The sequence below is a fragment of the Variovorax nitratireducens genome, assembly GCF_051216545.1.
In the GTDB taxonomy this organism is placed as follows: Bacteria; Pseudomonadota; Gammaproteobacteria; order Burkholderiales; family Burkholderiaceae_C; genus Variovorax.
In genome coordinates, this window is the sequence record NZ_JBPJZO010000002.1 from 549,566 (window position 1) to 569,431 (window position 19,866).

15 protein-coding genes are annotated in these 19,866 nt (G+C 68.7%); 5 read left to right on the plus strand and 10 right to left on the minus strand.

Going from position 1 to position 19,866, the window contains the following annotated elements; translation table 11 throughout:
- Positions 1-6: 6 nt before the first annotated feature.
- From ACSFA8_RS07975 to ACSFA8_RS08010, 8 genes are all read right to left on the minus strand, one after another.
- On the minus strand, positions 7-810 hold the full coding sequence (locus ACSFA8_RS07975; RefSeq protein ID WP_435478951.1) for an SDR family NAD(P)-dependent oxidoreductase: 804 nt from the start codon (positions 808-810) through the stop codon (positions 7-9).
- Entirely contained in the window at positions 807-1,346 is a 540-nt protein-coding gene (locus ACSFA8_RS07980) for a DUF3833 domain-containing protein (protein WP_435478952.1), read from the minus strand. Before ACSFA8_RS07980 ends, ACSFA8_RS07975 begins: the two co-directional genes overlap by 4 nt.
- On the minus strand, positions 1,343-2,629 hold the full coding sequence (locus ACSFA8_RS07985; RefSeq protein WP_435478953.1) for an MFS transporter: 1,287 nt from the start codon (positions 2,627-2,629) through the stop codon (positions 1,343-1,345). The genes ACSFA8_RS07980 and ACSFA8_RS07985 overlap by 4 nt, the downstream gene beginning before the upstream one ends.
- Positions 2,626-3,111 (minus strand): chalcone isomerase family protein, encoded by a 486-nt coding sequence (locus ACSFA8_RS07990; RefSeq protein WP_435478954.1) that lies wholly within the window; start codon positions 3,109-3,111, stop codon positions 2,626-2,628. Before ACSFA8_RS07990 ends, ACSFA8_RS07985 begins: the two co-directional genes overlap by 4 nt.
- Before the next feature lie 50 nt (positions 3,112-3,161).
- Positions 3,162-4,376, minus strand: coding sequence for a class I SAM-dependent methyltransferase (locus ACSFA8_RS07995; RefSeq protein WP_435478955.1), 1,215 nt, complete (start codon positions 4,374-4,376; stop codon positions 3,162-3,164).
- Complete coding sequence (locus tag ACSFA8_RS08000) at positions 4,373-5,137, minus strand: DUF1365 domain-containing protein (RefSeq protein WP_435479213.1); 765 nt, start codon at positions 5,135-5,137, stop codon at positions 4,373-4,375. The genes ACSFA8_RS07995 and ACSFA8_RS08000 overlap by 4 nt, the downstream gene beginning before the upstream one ends.
- Positions 5,138-5,217: 80 nt before the next feature.
- A complete protein-coding gene (locus tag ACSFA8_RS08005; RefSeq protein WP_435478956.1) occupies positions 5,218-6,540 on the minus strand; it encodes an NAD(P)/FAD-dependent oxidoreductase in 1,323 nt (440 codons plus the stop codon).
- Between the two features lie 290 nt (positions 6,541-6,830).
- Positions 6,831-7,406: a glutathione peroxidase gene (locus ACSFA8_RS08010; RefSeq protein WP_435479214.1), complete on the minus strand. Its 576-nt coding sequence runs from the start codon at positions 7,404-7,406 to the stop codon at positions 6,831-6,833.
- 122 nt (positions 7,407-7,528) lie between these two features.
- On the opposite strand from ACSFA8_RS08010, the gene ACSFA8_RS08015 reads away from it, so the two are divergent.
- Positions 7,529-8,386: a ferritin family protein gene (locus tag ACSFA8_RS08015; RefSeq protein ID WP_286540184.1), complete on the plus strand. Its 858-nt coding sequence runs from the start codon at positions 7,529-7,531 to the stop codon at positions 8,384-8,386.
- Positions 8,387-8,392: 6 nt separating this feature from the next.
- Here the strand turns inward: ACSFA8_RS08015 and ACSFA8_RS08020 are convergent, their stop codons facing one another.
- Positions 8,393-9,436, minus strand: coding sequence for a septal ring lytic transglycosylase RlpA family protein (locus ACSFA8_RS08020; RefSeq protein WP_435478957.1), 1,044 nt, complete (start codon positions 9,434-9,436; stop codon positions 8,393-8,395).
- Positions 9,429-12,194 carry a bifunctional [glutamate--ammonia ligase]-adenylyl-L-tyrosine phosphorylase/[glutamate--ammonia-ligase] adenylyltransferase gene (glnE, locus tag ACSFA8_RS08025; protein ID WP_435479215.1) on the minus strand — a complete coding sequence of 922 codons (2,766 nt, stop codon included), beginning with the start codon at positions 12,192-12,194 and terminating at the stop codon, positions 9,429-9,431. The genes ACSFA8_RS08020 and glnE overlap by 8 nt, the downstream gene beginning before the upstream one ends.
- Before the next feature lie 79 nt (positions 12,195-12,273).
- Between glnE and ACSFA8_RS08030 the strand changes: the two genes are divergently transcribed.
- From ACSFA8_RS08030 to ACSFA8_RS08045, 4 genes are read left to right on the plus strand one after another with little or no spacing between them, the layout of a single operon-like run.
- Entirely contained in the window at positions 12,274-16,302 is a 4,029-nt protein-coding gene (locus ACSFA8_RS08030; RefSeq protein ID WP_435478958.1) for a YhdP family protein, read from the plus strand.
- Positions 16,303-16,310: 8 nt separating this feature from the next.
- Positions 16,311-17,126 carry a carbon-nitrogen hydrolase family protein gene (locus ACSFA8_RS08035; RefSeq protein ID WP_435478959.1) on the plus strand — a complete coding sequence of 272 codons (816 nt, stop codon included), beginning with the start codon at positions 16,311-16,313 and terminating at the stop codon, positions 17,124-17,126.
- A gap of 1 nt (position 17,127) precedes the next feature.
- On the plus strand, positions 17,128-19,215 hold the full coding sequence (locus tag ACSFA8_RS08040) for a sensor histidine kinase (RefSeq protein WP_435478960.1): 2,088 nt from the start codon (positions 17,128-17,130) through the stop codon (positions 19,213-19,215).
- 4 nt (positions 19,216-19,219) lie between these two features.
- Positions 19,220-19,855, plus strand: a complete 636-nt coding sequence (locus ACSFA8_RS08045) for a response regulator transcription factor (protein ID WP_435478961.1) — start codon at positions 19,220-19,222, stop codon at positions 19,853-19,855.
- Positions 19,856-19,866: the final 11 nt, after the last annotated feature.

Consider the following 19,866-nt stretch of genomic DNA (forward strand, 5'->3'; position numbering starts at 1 on the left):
GCGCCGTCAGAGCCCGGTGAAGCGCCGTACCGCCGGAAAGTAGAGCCGGTACGGCAGCACCCGCAGCAGCTTCATCCAGCCGGTGAAGCGCTTCGGAAAGTGAATCTCGAAGTCGCCGCGGGCCCAGCCTTTCAGGATCTCGTCGGCCGCCTTGGCGGGTGCGATCAGCGCCGGCATCTCGAAATCGTTCTGCGCCGTCAACGGCGTTTCCACGAAGCCCGGCTGGATCACGCTGATGCCGATGCCGCGATCGTGCAGATCGGCGTACAGCACTTCCGCCAGATTGGTCAGCGCGGCCTTGGTCGGCCCGTAAGCCAGGCTTTGCGGCAGGCCGCGGAAGCCGGCCACGCTGGCCGTCAGCGCGATGTGGCCGCTGCCGCGGGCAATCGCATCGGGCAGGATCGCTGCCAGCACGTTGAGTGCGCCCACGTAGTTGGTCTGCTGGTGTGCCAGCATCACGTCGAGATCGAACGCATCGGCGCGCAGCGATCGGTAGGTGCCGGCGCAATACAGCACCAGGTCGACCGGCCCCTGGGCGGCGAGTTGCGCGTGCGTTGAATGCACCGCTGCGGCATCGCGCACATCGAGCGGCAGCACCTGCACGCGGGCGCGCTCGCCCGGTGCGACGCGGTGCTCCGCGGCCAGTGCTTCGAGCGCCTCGCCGTTGCGCGCCGACACCGCCACGCAGGCGCCGCGGGCGAGCAGCGCCGACGCGGTCGCGCGGCCAATGCCCGAGGACGCGCCGACGATCCACGCCGTCTTGCCGCGCCAGTCCTCCAGCGGCGGGTTGAAAGCGGCGAGCAGCCTCATCGCCGGGTGAACGAAAGCGTGACCGCACCGAGCGTGACGCCGAACTTGCTCATCTCGGCGCGGTTCAGCATCACGCGGTCGTCGACCAGAATCATCCAGTCGTCCATCTGCACTTCGTAGACCTTGTCGCCGACGGGTTGCCGGAGGGTGTAGTTCCAGTGGAAGGCGTTGCCGCGCTGCTCGCCCTGCGCCACGCCGACAACGTCGTCGGCCGTGCCGGTGAAGCGGCCGTCCGGCAACGCCTTGAGCTTCCACACACGGCGGCCGGTGCTTCCGTCGCTGTAGGTGAAGGCTTCGTCGAGCACGCCTTCGTCGCCATTCCAGCGGCAGTCCATCTGCACCACGAAACGCTTCACCACCTTGCCGCTGCGATCCTGGAACATGCCGTGCGCTTCGAGCTTGCCGTTGAAATAGCGCTGCAGCGAGAGCACCGGGCGCTCGGCCGCGTAGTCCGAAGGTTGTGGCGCGGCACAGCCGGTAAGTGCGGCAGCCAGCGCCACGGCCGCGGCAGCAGCGAAGAAGCTTCTTCTTGTCATGGAGAGACTTTCAGGGGCAGGGAATGGGGTGTGCCGCGGATCAGCAACTGCCACAGGGCCGCAGCGGCCAGCAGCTTCAGCAGGCAGGGCAGCAGGCAGTAGGCGACGGTGAGTGCCTGCAATGCGCCGGCATCGCGCGCGCCGGGTGTGTAGCCCGCCAGGCCCAGCAGCGGCAGCGCCAGCCCCGCGGCCAGCGCCAGATTGAGCTTGGTGGCGAAGTTCCACCAGCCGAAGTAGGCACCGGCATGCTGGGGCTCGCCGGCATCGGCCAGCACGCCGGCCAGCAGTGCGCCGGGCAGCACGAGGTCGGAGCCGAGCGCGACACCCGAAAGCGCGCACACCACGAGAAACGGCATCGCGTCGCCCGCACCCATGCCGCTGGCGGCCGCGAAAACCGCGATGGCCAGCGCCATGCCGGCCAGCCAGGTGCGCGCCAGGCCGAGCCGCGGCACGATGCGCAGCCAGAACGGAATCGACAAGGCTGCGCAGACGAAGTAGCTGCCAAGGAACGCGGGCTGCAGCGACTCGGGCGCCTGCAGGCGATCCTGTACGAAGAACAACACCAGCGTTGCCGGGATTGCACTTGCGATGCCGTTCAGCACGAACACTGCGAGCAGCCGGCGAAACGCAGGCCGCCGGAACGGCAGCCGCAAATCGGCCGCCGCGTGACCGGCGGGCGTGCGCGGCCGCGGCGCGCGCGTCCACAGCGCCCATCCGGCCGCAAGCAGGAGAACGAACAGGCCGACCATGGCCGGCAAGCCCGCGAGCGTGGGCACCACCGATGCAACCACCACGCCGGCCAGCCCCAGCCCCTCGCGCCAGCCGACGATGCGGCTGCGCTGCACGGCATCGCCACCCAGCATCGCGCCCCAGGCCTGGTGGGTGATGCTGAGCGCGCTGTAGCCCGCGTAGCTCAGCATCAACAGCACAGCGGCCGTGCCCAGCAGCAGGCCGTGCCGCGAGGTGTCGACCAGCAGTTGCGGAAAGAACAACAGGCCGAAGCCGAGCGCGAGCAACACCGCGGCACCCGCCGCGAAGGCAAGCACGGCCGAAGGGGCACGTGCGTGAAGCCGGTCGCTCAGGCGCCCGAGCAGCGGGTCGATCAGCGCGTCCACCAGGCGCGCGCCGAGCAGTACCAGGCCGAGCGCCGCCAGCGGCACGCCGAAGTTGCGTGCGTAGTGGTTCGGCAGCAGCACGTACAGCGGCAGCGCGACGAAAGCCAGCGGCAGCCCGAGCAGTCCGTAACGCAGTCCGTCGAGGCGGCTGAACGGCGTGGTGGTCATTTGCCGAGCAACGCCTCGCGCAGCGCCGGCTCCGAGCTTTGCGGCCCGAGCCAGATGCCGAAGAAGCGCTGCGCGAACTGCGGATCCCGCACGTTGGCCGTGGTGCGCCCGTTGTGGAGAAAGCGCACGCCGGCGCCTGGCTCGTAGATGCCGGTCAAGCGGTCGCCCTTCTTCACATCGGGGAAGGCCTGGGTCATCGCGCGCAGCCACAGCGCGGCCTGCTCCGGTGCGATTGGCCCGGCGCGGCGCATCTCGTCGAGCGAACGCCGTGCGATGTCGTCGCCATCGAACCGGCGCAGGTACTGCAGCTCGAGCGCGAGCGGCTTGCCGGCCCACTCGGCCGAGCTGAAGCCTGGCGCCACCCACAGGCTGGCGTCGTAGATCTCAAAGCCCCATACGGTGAGCCGGCTCGCGCCCGCGCGCTGTGCGCCGGGCAGCGCCGCGCTGACCTCGGCACCCGGCTGGACGCTCGCCTGTGCCACCGCATTCAAACCAAATAGGGCCGCAGCGCCAGCCAGCAGGGCGTGAGCGCCTATCGTTTTTGCAGCGTGTACTGCACCACGTCGATGTTGGCCCCGGCGAACGCCGCTTCGCAGTAAGCGAGATAGAACTCCCATATGCGCATGAACCTTTCATCGAATCCAAGTTGCAGGATCTGGCCTCGTTGCGCGAGAAAGCTCTCGCGCCAGCGCCGCAGTGTCTCGGCGTAGTCGGCGCCGAATGCGAATTCGTCCACCACCTCGAGCCCGGCCACCGCCGCCTCGCGCCGGAACTCGCGCGGACAGGGCAGGCAGCCGCCGGGAAAGATGTACTGCTGGATGAAGTCGGTCGAGTCGATGTAGCGGTCGAACAGCTGGTCGTCGATCACGATGCTCTGGATGCAGGCGCGACCGCTCGGCTTGAGCAGCCGGCCCACGCTTTCGAAGTAGGTCGGCCAGTATTCGCGGCCGACCGCCTCCACCATCTCGATCGAGCAGATCGCGTCGAACGGCGCATCGGTGATGTCGCGATAGTCCTGCAGGCGCAGGTCGGCGGGCAGGCCGGCGGTGCGTTGCTGCGCAAAGGCGAGCTGCTCGGTCGACAGCGTCACGCCGGTCACGCTGGCGCCGAAGCGGCTGGCCGCCATCTCGGCCAGCGCGCCCCAGCCGCAGCCGATTTCGAGCACGCGGTCGCCGGGCTTGACCTGCGCCAGCTCGAGCGCGCGCTGCACCTTGGCATGCTGGGCGGCCGCCATCGGCTTGCCGAAGTCGCCTTCGAACCAGGCCGACGAGTAGTTCATCGTCTCGTCCAGCCAGAGCCGGTAGAAGGCATTGCCGAGGTCGTAGTGCGCATGGATGTTGCGCGAGCTGCCGGCCTTGCTGTTGCGGTGCATGAGGTGCCGCACGCGATACAGCAGCCGGCCGAACCAGCTGCCATAGACCACGTCCTCGATCGCGCGGCGGTTCGCAATGAACACCTTGATCAGCTCGGTGAGGTTCGGCGTTGTCCAGTCGCCGGCGATGTAGCTCTCGGCGAAGCCGATGTCGCCCGATTTGAGCGCGGCGCTGCAGACCTCCCAGTTGCGCAACGTGAGGGAGGCCGTCGGGCCGCTGCCGGGCGCGGTGCCGAAGTGCTGCACCGAGCCGTCGGGCAAGCGCACAGTCAGGGAGCCGTGCACCAGGCGCTGCAGCAGGCCCAGCACCGTGCGGGCGGAAGACGGCGCGTCCTGCGGTAGCGAAAAGCAGGGCGCGGTGGTGGTCGGGTTCATGGCGTTGCCTTGTGTTCGCGCGAAACGGTTTGGTCGGGGCGGGCCGGTTTGCCGGCGAAGGGCACGCGCTTGAGCCAGAGCCGGGCCGCCTGCCAGTGAATTCGTGCGACGACGCCGAAGGTCATCGCGGGATAGCGCCACAGCGCGCGACGCACGCTGGCCGCGGTCAACGGCTCGAGCGCGCCGCTGACGCTGGTCTGCAGCAGCGGGCCGCCCGCGTCGTCGTGGTCGATGCGAACCACGGTGCGCTGCCGGTGCGCGTCGACGAAAAAGCGGAACCGGTACTCGCCCTGCACACGGCAGAACGGCGAGACGTGGAAAGCCTTGGCCGCACGCTGCTCCACGCCGTAGACGGGGTGCTCGAGCACGTAGCAATGGCGTTCGCCGAAGGTGTTGTTCACTTCGACCACGATCGCGCGCAGCGCACCGGCCGCGCTGTGGCAGTACCAGAAGCTCACGGGCTTGAAGGTGTAGCCGAACACGCGCGGGTAGCAGTGCAGCCAGACCTCGCCGGTCGCGTCGTGGATGTGCTCGGTGGCCAGCAGGGCGTCGAGCCAGGCCAATGCGCCGCCCTGTTCCGGGCCACGGCCATCGCCATGGTCGCGGTCATGGAAGGAGAGCGACGCAAAGCGGTTGAGCGCCAACGCGCCGCCGCCATGCCGGCGCAGCGCGCGCATTGGCAGCATGAGAAAGTAGGTCGGATAGACAAAAGCGTTGTAGGCCGGGCGCAGTCGGGTGTGGCTCACTTCACCAAAGCCCATCAGCGGCACCGGCGAGGTGGCAGGCGGTTTTGCAGCCTGCGCGCGCAGACTGCCGCCGTGCTCCTTGGCCTCGATCGCGTTCATGCCGCCTGCTTCGCGTCGTCGCCGCTGGCGAGTCGCCTGCGCAATCCGTCGGCCGCGGCCAGCCCGGCTTTCAGGCCGTCTTCGTGAAAGCCGTAGCCCATCCAGGCGCCTGCGAACCAAGTGTTGCGCCGGCCCTGCAGTTGCTCCACATCGGCCTGCGCCCGCAACGCAGCGAGATCGAACACCGGGTGGTCGTAGTCGTATTCGGCCATGACCTGACTACGCGCGATCGGCCGCAGCGGATTCAGTGAAACGACCACCGGCTGCTGCCACGGCAGCGGCTGCAGCTTGTTGAGCAGGTAATGCAAACAGACTTGCGGCGAATCGGTGGCGTTGGCAGCCTCGTAGTTCCATGCGGCCCACGCGGCGCGCTGCTGCGGCAGCACCGAAGCGTCGGTGTGCAGCACTGCGCGGTTCGGTTGGTAGCGGATGGCGCCGAGCGTGGCCCGCTCGGCGGGCGAGGCGTCGGCCAGCAGCGCAAGGCTCTGGTCGGAATGCGCGGCCAGCACCACGTGGTCGAAGCGCTCGGTGCCGTTGTCGGTGGCGATCAGCACGCCGTTGGCGGTGCGCGTGATGCGCCGCACCGGCGTGCCCAGCCGGGCATCGTCGAGGCCGGCAACGAGCTTGTCGACGTAGTGCCTGGAGCCGCCGCGGACGGTGCGCCACTGCGGCCGATCGGCGACCTGGAGCAGCCCATGGTTGTGGCAGAAGCGGATCATGGTCGCGACCGGAAAGGCCAGCATCTGCTGCGTCGGGCAACTCCAGATGCAGCCCATCATCGGCAGGAAATACCAGTCGCGGAATGCGCGGCCGAAGCGGTGCGCATCGAGGAAGTCGCACAGCGGCTGCGCGAGTTCGTTTTCAGTGCCGGCTTCGGCGATGCGCGTGGTGAGGCGGTTGAAGCGCAGCAGATCCGCCAGCATGCCGAGGAAGCGGCCGTCGAGCAGATTGCGCCGCTGCGCGAACACGGTCGACAGATTGTTGCCGCTCCATTCCAGCCGTTGGCCGGCCGGCCGGTGCGCCTGCACCGAAAACGACATCTCGGAAGCAGCTGTCTCGACGCCGAGTTCGGCGAACAGTGCGATCAGGTGGGGGTAGGTGCGGTCGTTGTAGACCAGGAAGCCGGTGTCGACGCCATGGCGCACGGGCTGTTGCCCGGCAGCGACCGGCAATTCGAGATCGACCGTGTGGGCATGGCCGCCGAAATAGTCACCCGCTTCGAACAGGGTGACGCGGGTGTCAGCGCGGAGCGCGTGGGCGGCGGCGAGCCCCGAGATGCCTGCGCCGATGACGGCAACCGTCGGGTGCGGCCGGGTCATGCCGCGATCCCGGGTGAATACAAAAATGCTGCGAGGCGCTCCGATGCGAAGGAGGGAGGGAGGGAGGAGGAGAAGAATCGCCTCGGAATTTCAACCGGACGACAAGCATCCGGAAGACCTCGCAGCATGAAAACTGACGGGCTTTTCTTGTCGCCCGATGCCTTTATGAGCGAGCGTCGTTCACCCCGGTTCCCGGTGTACTCGTAAGCATTTGTGACCGTGTTGACAGGCTGGATTGGACGCATCGGTCGATATTAATACCGATTCGTCTTCTTGTGAACTGCTTGGTATCAATTTAACCTCAACTGCTTTTCCAGTTCACGCACGAAGCCGCGGTCGTCGGGCGCCGTGGTGCTCGAATAGCTCTCGACCACCTTGCCGTCGCGGCCGATCAGGTACTTGTAGAAGTTCCACTTGGGGGTCGTGCCCGACACCTGCGCGAGCTGCTTGAACAGCGGATTGGCCTCGGGCCCGCGCACCGACGACTTGCCGAACATCGGGAATTTGACGCCGAAGGTGCTTTCGCAAAAGTCGGCAATCTCCTTGTTGGAGCCCGATTCCTGCGAGAAGTCGTTCGACGGGAACCCCAGCACCACGAGCCCGCGCGAGCGGTACTTGCTGTCGAGCGCCTCCAGCCCTTTGTACTGGGGGGTGAAGCCGCAGAAGCTCGCCGTGTTCACCACCAGCACCACTTTGCCGGTGTACTGGCACAAGGCTTGGGGTTTCTCGTCTTGCAGACGTGGGAAGGTATGTTGCAGGATGGGCGGACAGGGTGTCGTCTCGGCTTTCGCCGTTGGCGCCTGGACGACAAATACCGCCGCCGCCAGAGGGGCGGCTAGCGTTTTCAACAGGGAGACAAGATGCATCAGGTTTCTCCGGAAGGGCAGCGCATCCACCGTGACGGTGCGCACATCTGCGCATCATCGCGCGCTTGTCACGGGCGCGCCAAACCGGCCGACTAAAATCCGCAGGCTAAAGAAAGACACCGATGCTCTACCCGGAACTCTTCAGACAACTCGAATCCGTCCGCTGGGACATGGACCGGGACATCCCGTGGCAGTCTTTCGACGCGACCCGGTTGACACCCGAGCAGGCACAGACCATCAAGATGAACGCGATCACCGAGTGGGCGGCGCTTCCGGCCACCGAGATGTTCCTGCGCGACAACCGGCACGACAGCGATTTCTCGGCCTTCATGTCGATCTGGTTCTTCGAGGAACAGAAGCACTCGCTGGTGCTCATGGAATACCTCAAGCGCTTCAGCCCGGAGCACGCGCCGACCGAGCAGGAACTGCACGACGTACGCTTCGACTTCGACCCGGCGCCGCCACTTGAAACGTTGATGCTGCATTTCTGCGGCGAGATCCGCCTCAACCACTGGTATCGCCGTGCGGCCGAATGGCACACCGAACCGGTCATCAAGCACATCTACACCACGTTGAGCCAGGACGAAGCCCGCCACGGCGGCGCCTACCTGCGCTACATGAAGCGGGCGATGGAAAAGTTCGGCGACGAGGCGCGTGCCGCCTTCACCAAGGTCGGTGTGCTGATGGCCAGCGCCCGCCGCACCGCGCAGGCGCTGCACCCGACCAACCTGCACGTGAGCAAGGCGCTGTTCCCGCGCGACACGATCCAGAGCCGGATGCCCGACCCGGACTGGCTCGAGCACTGGCTCGACAACCAGATCAAGTTCGACGCGGTCTGGGAAAACAAGGTTGGCGAGCGCATCCTGCACAACCTGAGCCTGCTGATGAACCGCAGCTTCAAGACCGTGCAGGAACTCAATCGCTACCGCAAGGAACTGGCCGCCACGCTCGGCCCCAAGCCCGAATACCAGGGCGCTTAACGGCGCTTAACGGCGCTCGACGACGATCGGTGCAAGGCCGAGGCCGTTGCGCACCTGTTCGCCCAGCATCAGTGCCGCATCGCGCGACGCATAGGGCCCGGCCTGCAGCCGGTGCATGCCGCTCTCGCTGAACACCGCCAGCGTGGTGGCGAGCGACGGCATCTGCCGGGCCACCTTTTCCTGAAAACTCGCCGCGCCATCGCGCTGGCTGAATGCGCCCAACTGCACCCAGAAACCGGCCGACGGGGTGGCGGTGTCGACCGGCTGCGGCTGCGGCGATGGTGAACGCGGCGGCGATAGCGAAGACGCAACGGGTGCCGGCGGCGGCATCGGCGCCAGCGGCGCCAGATCGGTCACAGTGCTGCGCGGCTGGTCGACCACCGGCGCAGTCATGGCGATCGGCACCGGCACGCCGGTCGGCGGCAGGGCCGTGGTGGGCGCCGCTTGCGCCAGCGCGGTCTCGCCCGGTCGCCGCCAGGCGCCGGTGCGGATGTCTTCGTTGGTGATGCGCTCGATCTCGACCGGTGCAACGCCGCGCAGCAGGTCGAGCTTGAGCGCCGCGGTGTAGCTCAGGTCGATGACGCGGCCCTCGTGGAACGGGCCGCGATCATTCACGCGCACGATCGCCTCGCGCCCGTTGGCCGGGTTGCGCACCCGCACGTAGCTCGGCAGCGGCAGCGTCTTGTGTGCGGCCGTCATCGCGTACATGTCGTAGGGTTCGCCGCTGGCGGTCGACTGGCTGTGGAACTTGCGGCCGTACCAGGAAGCGAGCCCGCGTTCGCGGAACGGCCGGTCGTCTGCGATCGGGACGTACGACTGGCCAAGCACCACATAGGGCTTGCTGGTACCACCAGCGGCGCGAATCGGCTCGACGCGCGGCTCGGCGTCGGGCACCCGGTCGAGGTTGCCGGGCGGGTTCGCCTCGGCGCCGTCGCGCCCGGTCGCTGCGCCGCGCGGGCCGCTGGCACAGCCGGCCAGCAGCGCGGCCGAGGCGCAAATGACCAGCGCCAGCGCGTGGCGCTGCAAGGCCGGCTGTGCGCGCTCAGCCAAAGACGGCCTTCCACAACACGAGCATGGCGCTGCGTTCGCTGGCCAGCGCGCTCATCGGCATCTGGGTCGGCTCCTCGTTGAGCCGGGCCCGATGCTGCACGCGGCGCAGTTCGCGATAGGCCTCGGACGCTGCGCGGCCCACGCCGGCCGGCAGCAGGCCGGCCTCTTCCGCGCGCAGCAGCAGCGCGATGTTGCCCACGTTCGGCAGCAGCGAAGGATGGCTGGCGCCCTCGGACAACACCAGGAACTGCACCGCGAACTCGGCGTCGACCATGCCGCCGGGGCTGTGCTTCACGTCGAAGCGGTCGGGCTTGACCGGGTGTGCGGCGCGCACCTTCTCGCGCATCGCGACGATCTGCGTCCTGAGCGCCGCCACGTCGCGCTGCGAGGTGATCACGGCCTCGCGGATCGCATCGAAGCGGGCGCCGAGCCCGGCGTCGCCGAGCACGAAGCGTGCACGCGTCATGGCCTGGTGTTCCCAGGTCCAGGCGGTGTTGCTGCCTCGCCCGAGCTGGTACTTCTCGTAGGCTGCGAAGCTGATGGTGAGCAGGCCCGAGTTGCCGTTGGGACGCAACGCGGTGTCGATCTCGAACAGGTCGCCTTCGGCCGTCTTGACGGTCATCCAGTTGATCAGCTTGCGCACATAGCCGGCGTAGATCTCGCTGGCGCGTTCGTCCTCGTCCTCGTAGACGAACACGATGTCGAGGTCGCTGCCATAGCCGAGTTCCTTGCCGCCGAGCTTGCCGTAGCCGACGATCGCGAACTGCGGCTGCGCGCGATGGTGGTTGCGCACCAGCGGCCAGCACCAGCGCGCAGTGACGCGCAGTACCGCGTCGGCCAGCGCGCTCAGGTCGTCGGCCACCTGTTCGACCGAAATCCGGCCCTCCACGTCCCGGGCCAGCGTGCGGAACACCTCGGCGTGGTGCGCGCGCCGCAGCATGTTGAGCATCGCTTCCTCGTCGGCTTCGCCGGTGCGGCGCATGGCGTCGTGGCGCGTTTCGAGTTCGCGTTCGAATTCCTCGGCCTGAAAGCGGCTGGTCAGCATTTCGTCGCTGGCCAGCTCGTCGATCACGCCCGGATGCTGCAGCAGGTAGCGCGCCGGCCATTTGGCGGCGCCGAGCAGGCGCAGCAAGCGCTGCTGCACCGCCGGCCGCTCGACCAGCAGCGCCAGATAGCTTTCGCGCCGCAGCAGCGGCTCGATCCAGTCGGCCCAGCGCAGCGCAGCCTGTACATGGTTGGTGGTCTGGCCGGCGGCATCACCATCGGGCTCTTCGTGCAGCCAACGACCGGTGCGGTGCACCAGCTGGCGCAACCGCGCCTGCGTCTCCTCGCGCAGTGCCTGCACGCGCGGGTGGTCGACCCAGTGCCGGATGCGGTCCGCGAAGGCCGGCGGCAATTCGGCCAGCAGGTCGGCCAGGTCGGCCGGTGTGGCGGCAGCCGCCTTGCCGTTCTTGCCGCCATTGCACTTGCCGGTGCAGGGCTTGGGCTCGCCACCCAGCAGCTTGTCGAACTCCTGCGCCACCAGTTCGCGGTGCGCGTCGAGCTGGCTCAGGAACGCGCAGCAGTCCGGGCAGCCGAGCGTGAGGGCGATCCAGCGCAGATCCTCGTCGTTCACCGGCAGCACATGGGTCTGCTGGTCGTCCAGGTACTGGATGCGGTGCTCGACCCGGCGCAGGAATACATAGGCCTCGGCCAGCGCATCGGCCGTCTCCTGCGGCATCAGGCCGGCGCGCGCGAGACGTTGCAGCGCATCGAGCGTGGGTCGCGTGCGCAGCTCGGGGTAGTGGCCGCCGCGCACCACCTGCAGCAGCTGCACCGTGAACTCGATCTCGCGGATGCCGCCGCGCGACAGCTTCACGTCGTTTGCCCGGGCCGGCCGCCCGGCACTGCGTCGCGCCGCCTGGTCGCGGATCTGCTGGTGCAGCACCCGCAGCGCGTCGAACACGCTGTAGTCGAGGTAGCGACGGAACACGAACGGCAGCACCACCGAGCGCAGCGCCTGCGCCGAGGTGTCGGCGATGCAGTCGAGCGGTGCGACCACGCGGCTCTTGAGCCATGCAAAGCGTTCCCACTCGCGGCCCTGCACCTGGAAATACTCTTCGAGCGCGTCGAGCGACACCGCGCTCGGCCCAGAGTTGCCGTTGGGCCGCAGGGCCAGGTCGACCCGGAACACGAAACCGTGTTCGGTGGTGTCGCCCACCAGTGCGTAGATGCGCTTGACCACGCGCGCAAAGAAGTCCTGGTTGGCAATCTGGTTGCTGCCCGTCGCGTTGCCGTCGGTTTCGCCGTCCAGGTCGTACAGGTAGATCAGGTCGATGTCGCTCGACACGTTGAGCTCGCGTGCCCCCAGCTTGCCCATGCCAACCACCCAGATCCGGGCCCGCTGGCCTTCGGGCCCGCGCGGCGCGCCGTGCACGCCCTCGAGTTCGCGGCAGGCTTCGCAGCAGGCCGTGTCGAGCGCGAACTCGGCCAGTTGCGTGACGGCGGTGGTGATCTGCTCGAGCGGGGCCTGCGCGTCGCAGTCGATCACTGCCAGCCGCTCCATCACGAGCTGGCGCACGATGCGCAGCGCATCGCCCACCGCGTCGCCGCGCGCCCGCAGCGCCTCGAAGGCCGTGGTCATGTGGGCCCGCACCGGCGCGCCGGGCGGCAAAAGCGCCAGTTCGCCGGCATAGCGCCGCCGCAGACGTTGCACGAAGCGCGAATGGGACGACAGCGGCAATGGCAATGGCAACGGCAATGCCCCCGATGCCGCCATGGCATCGCTACTGCGCGGGTCGGCGCTGGAACTGGTCTGGAGGCTGGCAGTCATAATTCCTGACACAGCGCGATCCTCAATGAACGACACGACGTCTTCTCCCTCACGTCTGCTCAGAATCACCGCTGCGACGGCGCGCTGGATGCTGGGTTTGCTGATCGCCGCGTGGTTGTTGTTCGCGCTGTCAGTCGTTGTCCTACACGGCTGGATTGTGCCGCGAATCGGCGATTACCGTGGTGCGCTCGAGGCGCAGGCCAGCAAGGCCATCGGGGTGCCGGTTCGCATCGGCTCGATCACGGCCGAATCGGGCAGTCTCTTTCCCACCTTCGAACTGCGCGACGTGGTGCTGCACGATGCGCAGCGGCGCGAGGCGCTCAAGCTCGCGCGCGTGGTGGCCAGCGTGTCGCCGCGCTCGCTCTGGCGCCTCAACTTCGAACAGGTCTACGTCGAAAGCCCCGAGGTCGACGTGCGGCGCGACGCGGCAGGCAAGCTGCATGTGGCCGGGCTCGACATGTCGGCCGAAACCAGCGGAGAAACCCGAGCCGCCGACTGGTTTTTCTCGCAGCGCGAGTTCGCGGTCAAAGGCGGCACCGTGCGCTGGACCGACGAGCAGCGCGGCGCGCCGCCGCTCCTGCTGAGCGACGTGAGCTTCGTCGCCCGCAACAGCGCGCGCCGCCATACGATGCGGCTCGACGCCACGCCGCCCGCGGGCTGGGGCCAGCGCTTCACCTTCCGCGGCCTGTTCCGGCAGCCGCTGCTGTCGGTGCGCAGCGGCAAGTGGCAGACCTGGGACGGCCAGATGTACGCCGAATTGCCCTACATCGACGTCACGCGGCTGGGTCAGTACGTGGCACTCGATGGGCGCATCCGCGAGGGCAATGGGGCGTTGCGCGTGTGGGCCGACCTGGACGACGGCCAGGTCAGCGGCGGCGCGGTCGACCTGGCGCTGGCGCGGGTCGATGCCGTGCTCGGCGAGAAGCTCGAGCCGCTGGTGCTGCGCGCCGTCACCGGCCGGCTGGCAGGCAGCGTGAGCGAGGAGAGCTTCCAGTTCTCGACCACCAACCTGCAGTTCGACACCGTCGACGGCCTGCGCTGGCCCGGCGGCAACCTGTCGTTCCAGCGCACACGGGCCAAGGGCCGCATCGCCGAGCGCGGCGTGTTCAAGGCCGACCGACTCGATCTGGCAGCGCTGGCGCTGATCGCCAACCGGCTGCCGCTGGACGCGGCCACCCATCGCGCGCTGTCGACCTATGCCCTCCGCGGGCTGGTCGAGCGCATCGATACCAGCTGGCAGGGCCCGCTTGGTTCCCCCGAGCAGTACCAGGCACGCGGCCGCGTCAGCGCACTCAGCATTGCCTCGCAGGCCGGCACCGCGCCGGCAGCCTCGCCGGGCGATCCGCCGGTCGGCACGCCCGGCGTGCGCGGTGCCACCATCGCGTTCGACGCCACCCATGCCGGCGGCACGGCCGACGTCAGCATCGCGCAGGGTGCGCTCGAGCTGCCCGGCGTGTTCGAGGAGCCCGTGGTGCCGATCGACCAGCTCACCGGCAAGCTGAGCTGGAAGCTCGATGGCCCGAAGGCGCAGCTGCAGGTGACCGGCGTGCGTTTCTCCAATGCCGATGCGCAGGGCGAAGCCAGGGCCGACTGGCGCACCAGCGACCCGGCCACGCGCTCCGGCGCGCGCTACCCGGGCGTGCTCGATCTCCAGGGCCAGCTCACGCGGGCCAACGGCACCCGCGTGTTCCGCTACCTGCCGCTGGCGATTCCCAAACACACGCGCGACTACGTGCGCGACAGCGTGACCAAGGGCACCGCGAGCACGGTCGATTTCAAGGTGCGCGGCGACCTGCGCGACATGCCGTTCATGGATCCGCGACAGGGTGAGTTCCGCATCGCCGCCAAGGTGGCCGACGTGACCTATGCCTATGTGCCGCCGGTGCCCGGTGCCGCCGCCGGCACCCACTGGCCGGCGTTGACCGGCCTGTCGGGCGAGCTGGTTTTCGAGCGGGCCGGCATGCTGGTGCGCAATGCGCGCGGGCGTATCGTCGGCGCGCCTGGCATCGAGGTGAGCAAGGCCGAGGCCGAGATCGCCGACATGTCACACCACGCGTCGCTGCTCAAGGTCGATGCGCAGGCCAAGGGGCCACTGGCCGAACTGCTGCGCGTGGCCGCACCGGTCGCGGGCGGCGCTACCGGCGAGGCCGCTGCACGCGCCCGCGCCACCGGCAATGCCGACTACAAGCTGCGGCTCGAACTGCCGCTGGCGGCCATTGACAAGTTCAAGCTGCAGGCCAGCCTGGTGCTGGCCGACAACGAACTGCAGCCGGTGCCCGAGGCGCCGCCGTTCACCCAGGCGCGCGGCACGCTGACATTTACCGAAAGCGGCTTTGCGCTGGCCGGCGTGCAGGCCCGGCTGGCGGGCGGCGAGGTCAAGATCGAAGGACGCGGGCGTTACGCCGGCACCGGCAGCGAGCTCAGCTTCAAGGCCCAGGGCACGACCACGGCCGAAGGATTGCGCGGCGTGCGCGAGGTTGGCTGGCTCACCCGGCTCGCGAAGAACGCGAGCGGCAGCACGCCCTACACGGCCGCGTTCTCGCTGCGCGACGGTAACGCCGAATTCCAGCTGGACAGCAGCCTGCAGGGCCTGGCGTTGCAGTTGCCAGCGCCGCTGGCCAAGGCGGCCGACGAAGCGATGCCGCTGCGCCTCGCCAAGAAGCTGGCAACCCGTGCCAGCCCCGCCGCGCCGCTGCATGACGAGCTCTCGCTGGACCTCGGACGCGTGCTGTCGGCGCGCTATCTGCGCGACATCTCAGGCGCCGAGCCGAAAGTGCTGGCCGGTGGCATCGGCGTCGGCCTCGAAAGCGGCGAGTCGGCCGCGCTGCCGGCGCGCGGCGTGCTGGCCAACATCCGGCTCGCGCGGGTCGATGTGGATGCCTGGAAGTCGCTGTTCGGCGGGGCCGCCGGCGCTGCGCCCGAGGCGGCGGCGGCGGGCGCGGCAGCGGGCAAGGACGACGAAGCCTCGACCTATTTGCCCACTTCGATCGCATTGCGCGCGCAGGAGTTAATAGTGGCCGGCCGCAAGCTGCAGAACGTGGTGTTCGGCGGCAGCCGCGATGGCACGCTCTGGCGCGGCAACATCGACGCCAACGATCTCAGCGGCTACGCCGAGTACCGCCAGTCGCAGGACGGCCGGCTCTATGCGCGGCTGGCCCGGCTCAGGATCGCCCCTAGCGAGGCGCCCGAGGTCGAATCGCTGCTGGACGAGAAATCCGACACCTTGCCCGCGCTCGACATCGTGGTCGACGATTTCGAGCTGCTCGGCCGACGGCTCGGCCGCGCCGAGATCATTGCGGTCAACCTCGGCGGGGCCGGGCGCGAGTGGCGGCTCAACAGGCTCAATTTCACGACACCCGAAGGGACGTTTGCCGCCCAGGGCAGCTGGGCCGCGTCGCGCGCCCGCGGCGAGGGGCGCCGCATGACGATGAGCTTCAAGCTCGACATGAGCGATGCCGGTGCGCTGCTCGGCCGCTTCAACATGAAGGACGTGGTGCGGCGAGGCCGCGGCCGACTCGAGGGCGAAGTGGACTGGCGCGGCTCGCCCTTCTCGCTCGACTACCCCAGCCTGGGCGGGCAACTGCACATCGACGTGGAATCAGGGCAGTTCCTCAAGGCCGACCCCGGCCTGGCCAAGTTGCTCGGCGTGCTGAGCCTGCAGGCGCTGCCGCGTCGGCTCACACTCGATTTCCGCGACATCTTCAGCCAGGGCTTCCAGTTCGACTTCCTGCGCGGCGACGCGAAAATCGCGGGCGGCGTGGCCTCCACCAACAACCTGCAGATGAAGGGCGTCAACGCCGCCGTGCTGATGGAAGGCAGTGCCGACATCGCACGCGAAACCCAGTCGCTGCACGTGGTGGTGGTGCCGGAGATCAGTGCCGGCACGGCGGCGCTGGTCGCCACGGCGATCAACCCGGCGATCGGGCTCGCCACCTTCCTGGCGCAGGCGGCGCTGAGCCGGCCGCTCTCCGCCGCCGCCACGCAGGAGTTCCAGATCGACGGCACCTGGGCCGACCCCAAGATCACCAAGGTGCCGCGCAAGCTGATCCCTTAAGGAAAACCATGAAAGTTGCAGCCCTGCAGATGGTGTCGTCGGTCGAACGCGAGGCCAATCTGGCGCGCGCCCATGCGTTGCTCGGCGCGGCGGCGGCGGCCGGTGCCGAGCTGGCCGTGCTGCCCGAGTACTTCTGCGTGATGGGGCGGCGCGACACCGACAAGCTCGCACTGCGCGAACGCCCGGGCGACGGCCGGGTGCAGGGCTTTCTGGCCGACGCGGCACGCGAATTCGACCTCTGGATCGTCGGCGGCACCTTGCCGATGGAAAGCCCGGAAGACCAGCATGTGTTCAACAGTTCGCTGGCTTTCTCGCCGACCGGCGATTGCGTGGCGCGCTACGACAAGATCCATTTGTTCTGCTACGACAACGGCAGCGAGCACTACGACGAGCGCCGCGTCATCACGCCGGGCACGCAGCCGGTGCTGTTCGAGCTGCCCTCGCGCGACGGCCACCTGTGGCGCGTCGGCATGAGCGTCTGCTACGACCTGCGCTTTCCCGAGCTGTACCGGGCGCTGGCCGCACAGGGCGCCGAGCTGCTGCTGGTGCCGAGCGCGTTCACCCACACCACCGGCTCGGCCCACTGGGAGTTGCTGTTGCGCACCCGTGCGATCGAGAACCTGGCCTGGGTGATGGCGCCGGCACAGGGCGGCACGCACGAGAACGGCCGCCGCACCTGGGGCCAGTCGATGGTGGTCGACCCGTGGGGCGTGATCGCCGCGCAGCAGGCCAGCGGCGAGGGCGTGGTGCTGTGCGACATCGACGTCGCGCAGATTGAAGCGACGCGGCGCCAGCTCCCCGCGCTGTCGCACCGCGTACTCTGACGTGGCCGCCCTGCCGCAGCAATCGATCGTGCTGGCGCGACAGGCCGTTGCGCGACTGCGCTCGCTCTGGCAGCGCTGGTTTCTCTGGGTGCTGCTGGCGCTGCTGGTGATGGTTCTGCTCGGCACGGTGGTCTGGCTCGCGGGTCGGCACGAGGCCGACCAGGTGCAGGCCGCGCTCGACCGCGACACCTCCGACGCCGTGGCCGAGCTGCGCAGCGGCCTGCAGCGCAACGCGCAGAGCCTCAACGCACTGATGACCGACACCCGCGGCCGCGTGCGCTGGCCGGAGGAAGAAGCCGCGGCGTTGCTGCGTGCGCACCGCGAATGGGTCCGGCTCGAATGGCGCGATCCGCAACTGCAGTTGCGGGCGGCGGCCGACTCGCCGTACCGCGTTCGGCTGTTCGACGAGGCCACGCGCGAGGCGAGCCGATCCGACATTGCGCTGGCCTGCGCGGCGGCCAGCAAGCTCGGCGGCGCGGCCTATTCACCGAGCCACTACGTGCCGGTCGGCAGCGGCACCGGCGTGGAGGTGATGGAGATCTGCCTGCCGAGCGAAGCCGGCGACTACCTCATCGCGAGCTACGCCATGCGCGAAACCCTGATCGAACTGGTCGGCCCGAGCCTGCGGCGCGGCCAGGAGGTGGCCTTTGCCGAGCCCGACGGCACCCGGTTGGCCACGGTGGGCGCGCCGCGCCGCGGCGGCAACCGGATCTTCACGTCGCAGCAATTGATCGACCTGCCCGGCGTCACGCTGATGCTGCGGGTGGACGGCTGGCGCGCCGAGCCCGACCTGTTTCCGAACCTGCTGACGGGGCTGGTGACGGGCGTGTCGATCGCGCTGATTTCGGTGCTGATCCTGCTGGCGCGCGATACGCGGCGCCGGCTCAGGGCCGAGCGTGAGCTGGCCGACACGCTGGCGTTTCGCAAGGCGATGGAAGACTCGGTCATCACCGGCCTGCGCGCGCGCGATCTGCAGGGCCGCATCACCTATGCCAACCCTGCCTTCTGCGCGATGGTCGGCTTCAGCCTCGACGAGCTGATCGGCCGTCCCGATGCGCCCTACTGGCCGACCGAGCTGGTGCACGAGTACCAGCAGCGCCAGACCTTGCGGCTGGCGGGTGGCATGCCCCCGCGCGAAGGCTTCGAGTCGGTTTACATGCGCAAGAACGGCACGCGCTTTCCGGTGCTGATTTTCGAGGCCCCGTTGCTCAATGCGCAGCGCGTCCAGACCGGCTGGATGAGCGCCTTCATCGACGTCAGCGAGCAGCGCCGCGTCGAAGAACTGTCGCGGGCCAGCCAGGAACGGCTGCAGGCCAGCGCACGGCTGGCCACCGTCGGCGAAATGGCCTCGCTGCTGAGCCATGAACTCACGCAACCACTGGCCGCGATCGCGAGCTACGCCACCGGCTCGCTCAACCTGCTCGATGGCGAGCCCGACGGCGCGCCTGCGGAGCTCGCCATGGCGCTGCGCCGCATCGGCGAACAGGCCGAGCGCGCCGGCCAGGTGATCCGCAGCGTGCACGACTTCGTGCGCCGGCGCGATCGCACGCGCGAGGCGGTCACTCCGCGCGCCCTGATCGACGCCGTGCTGCCGCTGGTGCAACTGCAGGCGCGCAAGCTCGGTGTGCGCATCGACATCGTGCTGGAGCGCGACTTGCCGCAGGTGCTGTGCGATCGCACGCTGGTCGAGCAGGTGCTGCTGAACCTGGCGCGCAACGCCATGCAGGCGATGGACGTGGCAGGCATTGATGAACGCGTGCTGCAGATTCGCGCGGCGCGCGGCGGCGGCAGCAACAGCAGCAGCGTCGACAGCGCCGGCGAAGCCCGCCGCTGGCTCGAGTTCTCGGTGGCCGACATCGGCAGCGGCATCAGCGAAGAGGTCGCAAAACGCCTGTTCACGCCTTTCTTCACCACGCGCAGCGACGGCATGGGCCTGGGTCTGAGTCTGTGCCGCACCGTGGTCGAGCAGCACGGCGGTGCACTGCTGTTCGAGCCGAACCGCCCGCGCGGCACCGTGTTCCGTTTCACCCTGCTGGCGGCGGTGCCGACGGCGCCGCTGCCGCTGGTCACCGAATCCATTTCACCCTGAACCGATGCAACCACTGATCGATGCCCTGATCTTTATCGTCGACGACGACGCCAGCGTGCGCGAGGCGCTGGCCTGGCTGCTGCGGTCGCGGCGCCTGATGAGCGAACATTTCGAGAACGCCGAGGCCTTCGAGGAGCGCCTTGCGCACGATCATTCGATCGACACGCCGGTGCAGCCGCGCTGCCTGCTGCTCGATGTGCGCATGCCCGGCACCAGCGGGCTGGTGCTGTTCGACCGTCTCGCCGCGCGCGGGCTGCTCGAAGCCATGCCGGTGATCTTTCTCACCGGCCATGCCGATGTGCCGACGGCGGTCGATCTGGTCAAGCGCGGCGCCTTCGACTTCTGCGAGAAGCCGTTCTCCGACAACGCACTGGTCGACCGCATCGAGCACGCACTCGGCGCGTCGCTGCGCGCGATCGAACGCCAGCGCGAGCGCCTGCGCCTGACAACCCGCATGACCGAGCTCACCGAGCGCGAACGCGACGTGATGCGGCTGGTGGTCGAGGGCCTGCCGAACAAGCTGATCGCGGATCAGCTTGCCATCAGCGTTCGCACGGTGGAAGTGCACCGCGCCCGCGTGTTCGAGAAGATGGAAGTCAAGTCGGCCGTCGAACTGGCCAACCTGCTGCGCGGGATCTAGCCGTCAGCCCT